This window comes from Geomonas paludis, assembly GCF_014193585.1.
Classification (GTDB): Bacteria; Desulfobacterota; Desulfuromonadia; order Geobacterales; family Geobacteraceae; genus Geomonas; species Geomonas paludis.
Genome location: NZ_BLXY01000001.1, coordinates 1,322,271 through 1,336,009, shown reverse-complemented (window position 1 = coordinate 1,336,009; position 13,739 = coordinate 1,322,271). Strand labels below are relative to the sequence as shown.

Sequence of the window (13,739 nt, the reverse complement as noted above, 5' to 3'; positions counted from 1 at the left end):
TTTTTGCAGGTTTGCGAAATAGCTACCGCTACCCGGCAAACGTGCCGGCAAGATCGGCGCAACTCCGGCCACTTGCACCGTATACCGTCATTTGGCAGCCTTTTTCGCAGTAGTGCAAAAAAATGGTTCATCTAAGACTTCCCGCAAAAGCGGCAAAGGGGATTTGCCTTGGCTAGTCAAGAAGCAGAAGGGACTGGCTCCGTTAGGTGCCTGTCCCTTTAGCGGAACGCCCCTTTCGGCTCAGCCACCGCCCCCACACTTTTTGTAACGTAAAGGAGCAAGACACAAAGATTATGGGGGTAACCCAATAGTCTTTTGTTGCTTAGCGTCTTTGCGCCATTGCGTTAAGAAATAAGCCTTTCCGCCTCTACGCCTTTTGGTTGAAAACTCAAGGCTTTCTTAACGCAAAGCCGCAAAGCCGCAAAGAACTGCTAAACATTCAATCGGGGATAAAGGGAACAAAGGTTCCGCTAACTTCGCCCGCCACAATGTTTTTCTTTGCCGAAGCATTAAAGTTCCGAGCAACGCTGCCGATGGTGAATCCAGCCGCACAAACTCCCCTTTTCCACCCCTTGCTCGGAGGCACGTCTTGAAAGTCGCGTTGAAACAGTTCCCCCTTTGCCTCGGACTCCTTGTTGCCGTCGCCATGGCGGCGGGAGCCCCGCCATCATGCTGGGCCGACAGCTCGGCACGGGTCCGCCTCGCGGGACACGTCCCGGCGCGCAGCATGGCCAGCGCCAGACGGCTGGGCAGACTACCCGCGGTGGCGCAGATGAGGTTCTCCTTCACCCTGCCCTTGCGCAACCAGCAGGCGCTGGACGACCTGCTGCGGCGCATCTACGACCCGGCCGACCCGCTCTACGGCCACTACCTCACCGTTCCCCAGTTCATCGAGCGCTTCGCCCCCTCCGTCGCCGATTACGAGGCGGTCAAGCGCTACGCCCGCGGGCTGGGCCTAACCATCACCGGCACCCACGCCAACCGCACCGTCCTCGACGTCGCCGGCCCCGCCGCCGTCGTCGAGGCGGCCTTCGACGTGCAGATGCACCAGTTCCAGGCCCACAGCGGCCACAGCTTCTTTGCCCCCGACCGCGAACCCGGCGTCCCCAACGCGATCGCCTCCTGCATCTCCGGCATGGTCGGCCTGGACAGCTCCGCCGCCTGGCACACCCACAGCCATGCCGCCCGCGCCACGGACGCCCCCATGGCCACGCCTTACCAGATCGGCACCGGCCCCGGCGGTGGCATGACCCCGAAAGATATCACCACCGCCTACAACCTCGGTTCGGTCAGCGCTAACGGCGCCGGCCAAACTCTGGCCCTATTCCAACTGGACGGCTATACACCTTCCGACATCGCCACGTACGCCAGCTACTACGGGCTGCGTGCCGTGCCGCTGCAAAACGTGCTGGTGGACAGCTTCTCCGGCGCGCCCGGGTCCGGCGCCGGCGAGGTCACGCTTGACATCGAGTTGCAGATGGCGCTTGCACCCGGCGCCAGCAAGATAATGGTCTACATGGGCCCCAACACCAGCAAAGGGGTCCTGGACACCTACAACCGGATCGCCACCGACAACATCGCCAAGCAGATCAGCAGTTCCTGGGGGCTCAGCGAAGGTGAGAGCGGTTCCTCCTTCCTGAACAGCGAGAACGCCATCTTTCGGCAGATGGCCGCCCAAGGGCAGACCGTCTACGCCGCCGCCGGCGACAGCGGCGCCTACGACAACGGCAACACCCTCAGCGTGGACGACCCCGCCTCCCAGCCCTACGTCACCGGCGTCGGCGGGACCACCCTTTACCTGAGCAGCGGCAGCTACAACCGCGAGTCCACCTGGAACGCCGGCACCATCAACGGCGGCGCCGGGGGGGGCGGCGTTAGCGCCTTCTGGCCCATCCCCACCTGGCAGCAGCAGCTGGGCAACGTCGCCTCCTCCGTGATGAGGAACGTCCCTGACGTCGCTCTCAACTCCGACCCCGGCACCGGCTACTCCATCTACTTCCAGGGCAAGTGGTGGATCTACGGCGGCACCAGCTGCGCCGCTCCCTTGTGGGCCGCCTTCACCGCCAGGGTGAACCAGCAGCGCGCCGCCGGTGGCCTGGCGCCGCTTGGCTTTGCCAACCCGGTGCTGTACCAGGTAGGCACCGGCACCGGCTACGGCACCACCTTCCACGACGTCGCCGACAGCACCACCAATCTTTATTACCCCGCCATCACCGGCTACGACAACGCCACCGGCTGGGGTTCCTTCAACGGCGCCAACCTCTTGGCGGCACTGGCGCCCGCATCCTCCTCAACCACCTCGACCTCGACCACGCCCACCGTCACCGCGCCCGCCGCTCCGGCCGGGCTGAAGGCTTCGGCCGGTAACGCCACTGTGGCCCTCAGCTGGACCGCAAGCAGCGGCGCCACCAGCTACAACGTGTACCGCGGCACCGCCGCCGGGCGGGAGGGGACTACCCCGGTCAGGACCGGCATCACCGCCACCTCCTTCACCGACAGCGTCGCCAACGGCGCCACCTACTATTACAAGGTCGCCGCCGTGAACAGCGCCGGCAGGTCCGCGCTCTCCAACGAGGCCTACGCCACCCCAACCGCGCCGCTCGCCTTTAGCAGCGGCGTGTACGGCACCATCGGTACGACGTCCGCCAAGATCCAGTGGAGCACCAACCTGGCCTCCAGTTCCGTGATCCGCTACGGCACTTCGTCCGGCAGTCTGACCAAGTCGCTGTCCAGCAGCACGCTGGTCACCTCGCACGTGCTGACGTTATCCTCCCTCGCCCGGAGGACCATCTACTACTTCCAGGTCTCCTCCAGCGCCGGGAGCAGCACCGTCACGTCGCAGACCTACTACTTCAAGACGCAGTAGCGGAAGGCTCAGGCCCGCCCCACACAAGATTTATCACGACGACAAGTGCCGGTTTCCCAGTTCGGAAACCGGCACTTTCGCACCTGCCCCCCCGTTTAAGATGATTGTTATTGAATGCAGGAAATTCGTTGACAATCTGGCAGTGATGATGTTGTATATGCAACATGAACACTCCAGGTAAGTCCGCAAACGAGATTGCCGAGCTGGTTGCCGCCCAGTGCATCGCCGGCCGGGCCAGGCGCTTGAACCGCGTCATCACCGGCCTGTACGACCGGGCGCTGCAGCCGTACGGCATCAAGATCAACCAGGCCAGCATCCTCGTGTGCCTGCTGACTGTCGGGGACGCGAGTCCCGGTGAGATCGGCGCGCGCCTGCAGATGGAAAAGTCCACCGTGAGCCGCACCGTCGACCGCATGGCAAAGAGCGGCTGGATCCAGGTCTCAGGGAAAGGGCCGGGACAGATCGTTCGAGTCACCGAAAGCGGCAGGCAGCTCATGGTGGATTGCCACGAACAGTGGCAGGAAGCCCAGCAGCGCGCATTGGCCCTGTTAGGCGAGGAAGGCGCCTCCTCCCTCAAAGCCATCGCCGACCGTCTCAGAGTAAGCTGCTAATTTTTTTAAAGTGCCCCTGGTCAAAGCGGGATTTAGCGGGATTTGCTTTGGTTAGGCGGAAGGACCTACAACAATCAGAAGGGACTGGCTCCGTCAGGTGCCTGTCCCTTTAGCGGAACGCCCCTTTCAGCCCAGCCAACGTCCAGAAGCTGAAGGGGACAGGCACCTTCGGAGTCAGTCCCCTCCGTCGCCAATCGGTATTTTTTTTGTCCGCAAAGTTGCATATACAACATAACAAGCCTGAACTTTGCCGATGCACCAACGTCTGTTTTTCAGCGCGTTAAATGGAGGTGAACATGAAGGACCTGATACGCGAAGTGATCACGCAGTCCATCGTCGACCACAAGGGGAACTGGTCCGACTCACTGGCGGACCGCTACTTCGACGAACCGCTGGTTAATTTCGCTGCCGGTGACGACCCGATCTTCGAGGAGTTCAAGCAGATCATAGGTCCCTGGCACAGAACGCCACGGGAGGCCTACGAAGCCGCGCACGGCGAGGGGAGCTGGCGTGGCGGCACCGTCGTCAGTTGGGTGATGCCCTGGAGCAAGGCGTTACGGGACAGCAACCGTCGCTGTACCGATAAGCCCTCCGTCGAGTGGACCAAGGCCTACGACCTGTGCGCCAAGGTGCTGCAAAAAGAGGTACGGAGAGGGCTGTTGCAGGAGATGGAGCGGCACGGCGTACACGGCGTGGCCCCGGCCGATGCCGAGTGGTTCCGCATCATGGACGCCCCCAACGGCAAGACCTCCCCCTGGTCCGACCGGCACGTAGCATACGCCGCCGGGCTCGGCACCTTCGGTCTGAACAGCGCCTTTCTCAGCGCCAAAGGGATGGCCATCGTGCTCAATTCCGTTGTCATCGATGCCGTGCTCGACCCCGACCAGCGCACCGCCGAGCACCATCGCGCCGACTGTCTCCACTTCAAAACCGGCGCCTGCGGCGCCTGCATCCGCCGCTGCCCCGCCCAAGCCGTCTCAACAGCAGGACATGACAAAGTCCGCTGCATGATCTTCGGCTACGGTCCCGACTCAGTCCGTCTGGCTAAAGAACGTGGTGTGGAGGGACCCGCCGGCTGCGCCCTTTGCCAGGTAGGAGTGCCCTGCGAAGCACGCAACCCTGCTGGTTGTAATTAGGGGAAGCATTCACACGCCATACGACACAAGACGCAATATCATCAGGATGGTTGCCGGTCTCCCAGCCTTGGGAACCGGCACACCCTTTCAGTCCCGCCCAGTTTTAGTTCCTCGCCAGCAATTCAAATTCTGGACCTCGAATTTTAATTGCTCGCCTAAGATTCGAATACTCCGCCGGCAGTTTTAATTGTTTCCCAACCATTCGGAGTCCCCGCCGCCAGTTTTAATTCCTCGCCAGCGACTCGAATTCCTCGCCGTCGGTTTTGATTCCTCGGCAGCAATTCAGATTCTCCGCCAGCAGTTTTAACTGGTCGCCGGCAATTCGGATTCCCCGCCGCCCGTTTTTAATTGCTCGCCAGCAATTCAAATGCTCCGCCGCGGATTTAATTTCTTGCCAGGGATTCGAGTGCCTCGCCGTTGGTTTTAACTGCTCGCTGGAGATTCAAATTCCTCGGCGCCAGTTTTGAACGCTCGCCAGCGATTCGAATTCCTCGCCGGCAGTTTTAATTCCTCGCCCGTGATTCGAATTCTTCGGCAGCAGTTTTAAATGTAGTCACGGCATTGCTACGGGGGGGCGCAGGCCGGTAACGGCTGCCTCTGATTAGCGGTTATGCGTAAGGGATAGAGCGGTAGGAAGAGAAGGTCGTTGCAATGGAGGAGTGGCAAACAAAATGAGGGCGGCGGGGACACCTATCGCGTCCCATGCCGCCCTCGTTTCTAAATGTTCGTGCATCAACCTACGATGATGTCGACCGGCATGCTCCAGGGGCTCGTTTCGTTGTCGCCGTGGCTCCGAACCCTGAAGTAATACCAGCCTGACCGCTCCAGGTCCGGGATGAAGATCCTTACCTTTTTGAAGTTACCCAGCAGCTGCCATGACTTCTCGTCAACCGGGGTGCCTTTGCAGAACTGGACTTCGTACACACCGGCGCCCGGGTCCCTTTCTATGGTCAGCACTATCGTTCCCGGTTCGTCACCTCTCTTCGCCGTCACCTTCAGCGGCAACTTGGTAACAGAAGTGGGCGCATGAGTCCTCTTTGTCTTTTCCTTCAGTTCGTGGCCAACGTTGTGGAGCAGGCTTTCATCGTTTTCGTGCCGGACCCTCATGACGATGTAGCTCGCGTTGAAGTGGATCGACTCCAGGGTGGCGGCACGCTCGAGGTCACGCTCCTTGATGGCTTGAATGTCCTTATTCTTTGCCGCCTCCTCCTTCTGTGACAGGGCAGCCGCATGTTCCCGGAAACGGGTGAATCCAGCCACCCAATCGGGCGTGTTTTTTCCATGATAGTGGTGCTGCTCCTGTTTTGTCGCCGCATCCAGCAGCCACCCTATCAGCTGATGGTGGTTCATATCCGCGAAGTGGTTCATGACGAAGACATTGTTTGTTACGGGAATCACCGATGGGAACATGCTTATCCCTCCTTGGGCTAAGGATTTCTCTCAACGTGCTCCCGTTGAGGATAGCGTCCGCAACCGCGAAGTCAATTATATTTTTTTAATTCTCATCGTGAGACTCTTCCCCGTTGCTAATGCGAAGGGGTGTGGCAACATTCCACGAGAACGAGCAAGCGTGAACACCGTCTAACGGAGATAGCCCATGAGTGACTTGCTTGAAGACCTGCTGGCTTTCTTCTATGCCACCCAAGACGAGCCGGTCTCCTGTGCCCGGTGCGGCAGGAAGTTTTCGGAAGGGAAGACATACGGGTTGGATGATAACGGAGAGCCACAGTGCCCGGACTGCAGTCTGCAGGAGGATGAGGAATAAGTCCCGGAGGTGCTAACCATGACCAGCAACAGCAAAAGATCTCCTCTGCAGCATGCCCCTTGGCTGGATATTGCTAGACAAGAGGTTGGGCAAAAGGAAATCGTCGGCCATGAAGACAACCCGCGCATCCTTGCCTACCACGCCACGACCACGCTCAAGGCCACCGACGACGAAACGCCGTGGTGTTCCTCCTTCGTCAACTGGTGCCTGAAGCAGGCGGGCATCAAAGGCACCGACTCCGCTGCTGCAAAAAGTTGGGTCCATTGGGGTATCCCGTCAGGCCCTGTCCCGGGGGCGATCACCGTGATCTGCAGCAGCAAGGCGACAGACAGGAGCTTCTCAACCTCCGGCGCCCACGTCGGCTTCCTCATCAAAGAGACCGCCACCCACTTTAAACTGCTCGGAGGAAATCAAAGCAATACCGTGAAGGAGTCGAGCTTTCCGAAGAAGACTTGGACCTTGCTGGGGCTACGCTGGCCCGAGAATAGTCACCAGTGAGAATACGAGGTGCTGCAATGAAGATCATGCCCCTCACGTGGGTAATCGTGGTGCTCATGACAGCAGCCAAAGTCGCCGCAGCCGAGCTACCGTCGCGTGACGAGCAACGGCAGGAGCCTCGACGAGCCACGCCGCACCCTCCCCAGTCACCCTTGCGTTTCACGCTGGTAAAAGGAAACGAGCGGCAGTCACTGGAAGTCACCTACATTGATTCCAAGACAATCGACTTCAAAATTGCAAAGTCCGGGACCTGCAGACGAGATGAGCACGGGAAAGCCAGGATCGCGGGTTACTGGTGGTTAGGAGCAGAGACAGATGATAACCAGGCCGGAGTAGCTGTTGCCGTGCAGGAATACGTCAATAGCAAAAACAGCAAGTGTACTATCAGCCTTCGGATCGATGAAGGAGATTGGACACAGGCAACAATACAGGAGTCTGCCGAGTGCAGACCAGACTGCAAGCTGTCAGCTGAGTCGATGCATCTGAGAAAACGGTAAACCATCCCATGCCCTCACATCCTCGCCTGCCATCGCTCCCACCATCATTAAGCTTGATTCTTTCCCTCCGTTAATCTAAATTGCATCTAACTTACCGCCTAGCTGACCTGACGAGGGCGAGATGCCAGCAGATTACATCAAGCAATTCACCACCCTTAAACGCGCTCCCGGTCCCGTCTGGACCGATTCGACCAAAGGCAGGGCCCCCCACAAGCCGTTCCTCCTGTTGGCTGTCATGGACCTGGTGCAGCGTGGTGTAATAACCGCCCCGTTCATAGATGCATCAAGCGACCTCCTCGAGTTGAACGAACTCTTCTGTCTCTACTGGCGACGCATCATTCCTCTTGGTCAGACCAGCAGCATCGCCTTTCCCTTTTCGCGGCTGGACAGGGAACCGTTCTGGCACCTCGTTCCTCAGCCGGGTAAACAACTCTCCGATGCCGTCATCAACAATACTGCCACAGTCACCTATTTAAGGAAGCACGTCCTTGGAGCCACCTTGGATGACGACCTCTTCCTGCTTATGAAGTCAGAAGCAGGCCGCGAGGCCTTGAGAGAAGCCTTACTGCAGTCGTGTTTTTCTGAGATGGCGCAACTGCTACTGCGCGAACAGTCGGCCATCAATCGTGAAGCCTCCGAGTACAGCCGCATCCTTGAAGAAAAGTCGCACCTGCCGCTGGTGAAGGAAATCGTTGAGGCAGAGATTTACCGTCCCGCCGCGCGTGCCCAGGCTTTTCGAAGGATGGTCATCAAAGCCTACGACCACCGCTGTGCCTTGTGCGGGGTTCGCATCATCACCCCAGAGCAGCACACCGCAGTAGACGCCGCCCACATCGTCCCGTGGCGCAAAACCCAAAACGACGACATCCGAAACGGCATGGCCCTCTGCAAGCTTTGCCACTGGGCTTTTGACGAAGGGATGATGGGCGTCTCCACCAACTACAATGTCCTTACATCCCGTCAGATCATGGCAGATCCTAATGTCCCAGGTTTTTTGCTAACCCTCAACGGCCGCGCCATGATCCCGCCCCAGGACCATGACCTCTGGCCGGCCCAGGAATACCTGTCGGAACATCGGAAAGAATGGCGGTTATAAGAAATCCAAACAAGCGAGAGGTCCATGAACCTTCTTTACGTCCAGCTTTTGCCACTAGCATTCTTCGCCGTCTCCCTTACCGTGCCCCTTTGCCTTACTTTGTGGATTCGCCACCAACGCAAGCGGCGAAGAAACCCGCTGACGTTCCAGATGCTCCGCAATCCTGGAGAATCCATCAGCGAACGAATCGAGCAATTGAACGATGACATCCAGTCGTATTTTGCTTTCACAGGCATCATGCCCTTGTTCTGCTACTCAGGCTTTTTAAGCACTCGATATTTCACTAACGCTAAAACTTCGCCCTGGGCCTATTTTGCCTTAGCACTTGGCCTTTTAGGCTATTTTACTTATCGGTTAAACAAGGCACTTCGACAAAGGCATAATGAAAAACTTGGCCTGGATTGCGAGCGTGCGGTCGGACAAGAGCTGAACCAACTAATGCTCGACGGATGCCGCGTTTTTCATGACTTCCAAGCTGAGAAGTTCAACATCGACCACATCGTCGTCAGCGAAAATGGGGTTTTCGCGATTGAGACAAAGGGCCGGGCTAAACCAGACAGAGGCAAAGGACAGGAGGACGCGAGAGTAATCTATGATGGGCAGACTCTGCAATTTCCAACGTGGCGGGAGCCGGAGCCAATAGATCAAGCCAAACGTCAGGCATTTTGGTTGTCAGAGTGGCTAACGAAAGCGGTAGGGGACCAGGTGTATGTTAAGCCAGCACTGGCATTGCCTGGATGGTATGTAGACCGGAAGAAGGCAGACTTAATTATTTTCAACGGGAAGAACCCACAGTTTCTCACCAAACTACGTACTGAGTCGCTGCTATCTCCACAAATGATTCAGAGGATATCGCACCAATTAGAGCACAAATGCCGAGACGTTGCTCCGCAAGCATATAAAAAGGACTAACTAAACCGGCGTTGCAACTTAAAATTACGATATGGGAATAACAGCATTAATAAGCTACATAACTTATCGGCACCGCCCACAATAGCGCCGAATAAGGTGAATATGCGAGCGCATCTCTTCCCTTCTTCGAGCCTTTACCCCCCCCTTCTATTATCCTCAAACATCTGTACCGGCATGGGACGCCGAAGTCGCCAGACCATCTTTATCGGCCGCTCGCTCTCGTAATTCACCAGATCAACCGGTCCCAAATAGGTAAAAGGGACTGTCACACCGTTGCGCTTTTTCATGCCACGGGCAAATACCAATACGGTGTAGCCCCGGTCCTGATGATAGATCAGATTCTGTCCATCCACGTGGTGCTGAGCGGTGTTGGCTTGGGATTCCCAGTGCAGTAGCTCCCGGTTGATGGGGTAATCCGCATACATGGTGCTGGGGGAGAATTCCTTTTCCGTTTTCTGGAACGTCACCAGCAACGCATAGGCCTTTACCTCCGCAAAGTGCATCACCCCGACTCCGGTCTGACCGCTACTCTTCAGGTTTGCCCGGCCAAACGCTGCTTGAACTTCCCTGATGCCATATTGGGCGTGCAGTTCCAGTGGCGCATTAAACGGCAGTTCCGGGACCGCACCAGCAACCTCAGTGCAGTCCAGCGACCAGGCCAGGATCTCGTCCATATCGGCGCAAACTGTTGGGTTGCCAGCCAACCGCCGGAAGGCATCCTCCAGCGATGTAATCCCGAACCGTTCCGCTGTGTCCCCCCAGATGCGGTAATAGAGCAGCATGGCTGATGATCCGGCCAAGCCTAATGCCTCAGTCACCTTTCCGGCTGTTAGCTTCACCAAAACCTTACGCAACAGTGTGGCTTCCAGTGGTCCATTGATAAAGGCTGCGCGGAGCATGGCCTTTTTCAGTCGAGCTAGGTCGGGATCAATGGGGATCGGCGCTAGTAGGGCCTTGGCTTTCCACTCGCTCCATGATTCTTTGGCCAGCAGCACCTCCGGCTCGTAATCGTGGTAGTTGATAAAGTTGCCAAAGGTAAGCTCCTGCCCTGTCTCGCTGGTAAAGGTCTGCAGCCGATCCGGCACCTGCACGGCGAGGCGACCGAAGTTCTCACGAATGTTTTCGAGTACATACTGCCGGGAGAGTCGGTCGAGTTGAATGGCGCAGCCAGCCGGTAGGTGAGGAAAATCCTGCTCCACTTCCTTGTCAATCGCAAAACGGTGCCTGGGGAGAAGCGCTTTCAGCTTTGTATCAATACGGTAGCGGCGGTGGGCTTGGCCGACAAAGTCGAGGACGGTTAGGCAGTCTTTTTCCGGTGCATGCCGCAGACCACGGCCAAGTTGCTGGAGAAAAACCGTCAGGCTCTCTGTAGGCCGAAGAAAGAGGACCGTATTAATCTCCGGCACGTCTACCCCTTCGCTTAACTTGTCCACAGTGAACAGAAAGGTGAGTTCACCATTTCTCAGCTTGGCCAGCAGGTCAGCAGACCGCTCTGAGTCAATGCCCGAGACAAAGGGGGCTGACGGGATGCCCCGTTCGTTGAACTGCTCCGCCATGTATTCGGCATGGCCGATGGTAACGCAGAAGCCGATCCCCTTCAGTATCGCCGCGTCAGGTTCATAGCGATGCAGAGCAGTAATGATGGCCTCCACCCGCTGGCGGGCTCGGGCTTGATCCAGCACGTACACACTCTCCAGGGCCGCGGCGTCATATTTGCCATTGCGCCAGAACTGATCACCATTGATAGCTATTGGGTCGGCAACTCCGAAATAGTGGAAGGGGCAGAGGAGTTTTTCTTCCAGGGCTTCAGGCAGGCGTATTTCTGCAGCAAAGCGATTTCCGAAATCGGCGGCGACGTTGTCTCCGTCCATCCTCTCAGGTGTTGCGGTCAGACCGAGTAGAATCTTCGGCGCAAAATGGTCGAAGATGGGGCGATAGCTGGTAGCTGTGCCATGGTGGGCTTCGTCAACAACAATGTAATCGTAGAACTCCGTCCCAACTTGGTCCCAGAACCGACGGGAGGTAAGCATACCGACGGAACAGAACAGGTGCTCCAGTCGGGTTGCTTCATAGGGGCCGACCTGCAACTCGCCAAAGTTTTGGTCGCGCAGAATATTGCGAAACGTCGTCTGTGCCTGCTGGAGGATCTCTTGTCGGTGAGCCAAAAAAAGCAGGCGTGCTTGGCGTTGCCGCTGCTGATAGAACCGCTGGAAGTCAAAAGCAGCCACTACCGTCTTGCCGGTGCCGGTAGCGGCGATGACGAGATTACGCCAGCGGTCGTGGGCGCTCCGCTCCCGCTCCAGTGCCTCTAGTATCCGCTCCTGAAAGGGGTGGGGGCGAAGGTCGAAGAACACTGCCTGGGCACTTGTCCCCTTGTCCTTGGCACGGGCCAGAGCACTTCGGAACAGTTCGGGCCGGTTCGGATCAAACGGGACGAACTCTCGACTGTTCCAGTAGGTCTCAAACTCCACGGAAAATTTTTCCAGAATGTGTGCCATATCCTGGGCGGTAACCTTGAGGTTCCACTCGAGACCACTGGTGATGGCGACGTGTGACATGTTGGCCGAACCGATATATGCTGTCGAGAAACCACTCTGCCTCCGGAAGTGGTACGCCTTGGCATGCAGGCGAGTCCGTTCTGTGTCGTAGGAGACACGAACCTGCACATTTGGGAATTGCGCCAACCACTCCACCGCCGGGGCATCGGACGCCCCCATGTAAGAGGTGGTAATCAGTCGTACCGGCACATGACGGTCGCGGAGATCCTCAAACGCCGGCATCAACAACCGTAGACCAGACCATTTGATGAAAGAAACCAGGATATCTACGCCATCAGCGGAGCGCATCTCTTCCAGCAGTTCATGAGCCAGTTGCGGTTCTTGTGGTGAACCTGTAAACAGGCTGCTCTCTGTCAGGGAGGTGTGGGGTCTGGGGAGTCCGGTCCGATTGTAATTTGGTGGGGTAATTTCCAGCAGGAGCGGCTTGGCGTCAGGAACCAGGCGATGCTTTGCTAAATGGCCCCTTCCCGGCTCAGTTGCTACGGTGCCAAGGATGCGGTTGCACAGCGCCAGCCGTTTCTCAGCGTCCGCCTCCTCACGCAGAGCCTGCTCAAGCACCTTAGCAACGAAGCTGGCATAAAGTGCCGGTTGTTCCTCGGCATCTATCTTTCCGAAGATGCGCCGCAACTCCGGGCGCTTTGCCAGCGCTTCCTGTAAGACTTCGTCGAGAAGTGCCTCATATATGCCGTGTGCTAAGTGCATTTAACCTCAATCCAAACTCACTTTTGGAATTTATCTAGTTTCCTTCCAGGGGCCTGAGAGCGCGCCACCCTTGCTGCCCCAGAGAATGACTAAGCAAATCGAAAGAATCTTCAACCTCTCTTCTTCATGGTGAATACTCCCTTTTCCAGAAACCACCCCCATACTCCCGGCTTGCCTTGTTAAGCATATAGCTGTGTGAACCTGCAACGGGGATAATCAGAGCAGACCCAGTACCTGTGCCCACTTTTGTCTCCAGACAACCTGGTGCGTAACACCATCTCCCTACCACACACTTCGCATTTGTTATTCATCTGCTCATCCTGATTTATACGATCTGTTGCTGCACATGTCAGCGCCAGGGTTTCTGGAAGAAGGGTAGATTGGTTTCAGTAACCGTGGTCGAGACTGAGGACTTTGGTCACACGACTGCGGCGGTCAAAACAGATCCCTTGCATGAATTCATTGGCGCCGAAGTTGTACACCCAGATCTCGGGGCAATCCCTGTCACCGCGAAATCTACCGGCGGGTTGCGCGCATTTCTCTAACACCTCTTGCCTTGAGTCACCTTTTGTTGCCAGGCCGTTATTGCACCGGCACGATTCAAACACGTTCATGCCTGTACGACCCTTTGCCACGGCGTTCATGGCAATTGAAGCGAGATTTGGCGGTGGTGAGGCCTGCACAGGTGCATTCATGCTCTGCATTACTGGTTGGGATGCTGACGGGGAAACTGCTGAATAGTCTGGCACCGGTGCTGTCTGAACAGGGGCTGATTGGTGGTCCGCTTGGTATCTCGCCGGGACAATTACCACCTCATTCCCATTTTTGTCGGTGTAGTGCTCGTAACCATCCGAGTTCGCCTGTGGAACCGGCTGTTCAACTTGTACCTCTGGCGGCTTTATAGGGTTTACTACAGTCGGGTTAGGTGGCGGAGCAGGGGTTCCAACTCCAAAGATCAGACTGGTGAGATTGACATTCAGCAACGCTGAACCTGCCACGATTATGAACATTGCAATGCCTAAGAGATTACCTAAAGCACCGCTGACCTTTGATTCGTGCCTCACTGCCATACACGGTCCTCTCCAGGCTCACTATTGG

10 protein-coding genes are annotated in these 13,739 nt (G+C 57.2%); 7 read left to right on the top strand and 3 right to left on the bottom strand.

All coding sequences use genetic code 11. The annotated features are described in order from the left end of the window. Window positions 1–589 precede the first annotated feature (589 nt). From H7687_RS05545 to H7687_RS05535, 3 genes are all read left to right on the top strand, one after another. A complete protein-coding gene (locus tag H7687_RS05545) occupies window positions 590–2,866 on the top strand; it encodes a protease pro-enzyme activation domain-containing protein (protein ID WP_183345920.1) in 2,277 nt (758 codons plus the stop codon). Window positions 2,867–3,030: 164 nt separating this feature from the next. Next, window positions 3,031–3,477 (top strand): MarR family winged helix-turn-helix transcriptional regulator, encoded by a 447-nt coding sequence (locus H7687_RS05540; protein ID WP_183345918.1) that lies wholly within the window; start codon window positions 3,031–3,033, stop codon window positions 3,475–3,477. Window positions 3,478–3,773: 296 nt separating this feature from the next. Further along, the gene (locus H7687_RS05535) at window positions 3,774–4,613 is read left to right on the top strand and encodes a (Fe-S)-binding protein (RefSeq protein WP_183345916.1); all 840 of its coding nucleotides are present in this window, start codon (window positions 3,774–3,776) and stop codon (window positions 4,611–4,613) included. Window positions 4,614–5,345: 732 nt separating this feature from the next. Here the strand turns inward: H7687_RS05535 and H7687_RS05530 are convergent. Continuing rightward, window positions 5,346–6,023, bottom strand: coding sequence for a fibronectin type III domain-containing protein (locus H7687_RS05530; RefSeq protein ID WP_183345914.1), 678 nt, complete (start codon window positions 6,021–6,023; stop codon window positions 5,346–5,348). A gap of 373 nt (window positions 6,024–6,396) precedes the next feature. Between H7687_RS05530 and H7687_RS05525 the strand changes: the two genes are divergently transcribed. The 4 genes from H7687_RS05525 (at window position 6,397) to H7687_RS05510 (ending at window position 9,381) form a co-directional block, all read left to right on the top strand. Continuing rightward, window positions 6,397–6,876, top strand: a complete 480-nt coding sequence (locus H7687_RS05525; RefSeq protein WP_183345912.1) for a TIGR02594 family protein — start codon at window positions 6,397–6,399, stop codon at window positions 6,874–6,876. 17 nt (window positions 6,877–6,893) lie between these two features. Then, window positions 6,894–7,373 (top strand): hypothetical protein, encoded by a 480-nt coding sequence (locus H7687_RS05520; protein WP_183345910.1) that lies wholly within the window; start codon window positions 6,894–6,896, stop codon window positions 7,371–7,373. A 121-nt stretch (window positions 7,374–7,494) separates the two neighbouring features. Beyond that, on the top strand, window positions 7,495–8,469 hold the full coding sequence (locus tag H7687_RS05515) for an HNH endonuclease (RefSeq protein ID WP_183345908.1): 975 nt from the start codon (window positions 7,495–7,497) through the stop codon (window positions 8,467–8,469). A gap of 24 nt (window positions 8,470–8,493) precedes the next feature. Then, on the top strand, window positions 8,494–9,381 hold the full coding sequence (locus H7687_RS05510; RefSeq protein ID WP_183345906.1) for a nuclease-related domain-containing protein: 888 nt from the start codon (window positions 8,494–8,496) through the stop codon (window positions 9,379–9,381). A gap of 134 nt (window positions 9,382–9,515) precedes the next feature. Here H7687_RS05510 and H7687_RS05505 read toward each other — a convergent pair whose 3' ends face one another. Together H7687_RS05505 and H7687_RS05495 are read right to left on the bottom strand one after the other, a co-directional pair. Then, entirely contained in the window at window positions 9,516–12,641 is a 3,126-nt protein-coding gene (locus H7687_RS05505) for a DEAD/DEAH box helicase (RefSeq protein ID WP_183345904.1), read from the bottom strand. Between the two features lie 386 nt (window positions 12,642–13,027). Continuing rightward, a complete protein-coding gene (locus tag H7687_RS05495) occupies window positions 13,028–13,711 on the bottom strand; it encodes a DUF2845 domain-containing protein (RefSeq protein ID WP_183345900.1) in 684 nt (227 codons plus the stop codon). Window positions 13,712–13,739 lie beyond the last annotated feature (28 nt).

Excerpts from the sequence above, each read along its gene's own strand:
- H7687_RS05530 (WP_183345914.1), bottom strand. The coding sequence starts at position 6,023 with ATGTTCCCATCGGTGATTCCCGTAACAAACAATGTCTTCGTCATGAAC.
- H7687_RS05525 (WP_183345912.1), top strand. The coding sequence starts at position 6,397 with ATGACCAGCAACAGCAAAAGATCTCCTCTGCAGCATGCCCCTTGGCTG.
- H7687_RS05515 (WP_183345908.1), top strand. The coding sequence starts at position 7,495 with ATGCCAGCAGATTACATCAAGCAATTCACCACCCTTAAACGCGCTCCC.
- H7687_RS05520 (WP_183345910.1), top strand. The coding sequence starts at position 6,894 with ATGAAGATCATGCCCCTCACGTGGGTAATCGTGGTGCTCATGACAGCA.
- H7687_RS05495 (WP_183345900.1), bottom strand. The coding sequence starts at position 13,711 with ATGGCAGTGAGGCACGAATCAAAGGTCAGCGGTGCTTTAGGTAATCTC.
- H7687_RS05535 (WP_183345916.1), top strand. The coding sequence starts at position 3,774 with ATGAAGGACCTGATACGCGAAGTGATCACGCAGTCCATCGTCGACCAC.
- H7687_RS05540 (WP_183345918.1), top strand. The coding sequence starts at position 3,031 with ATGAACACTCCAGGTAAGTCCGCAAACGAGATTGCCGAGCTGGTTGCC.
- H7687_RS05505 (WP_183345904.1), bottom strand. The coding sequence starts at position 12,641 with ATGCACTTAGCACACGGCATATATGAGGCACTTCTCGACGAAGTCTTA.
- H7687_RS05510 (WP_183345906.1), top strand. The coding sequence starts at position 8,494 with ATGAACCTTCTTTACGTCCAGCTTTTGCCACTAGCATTCTTCGCCGTC.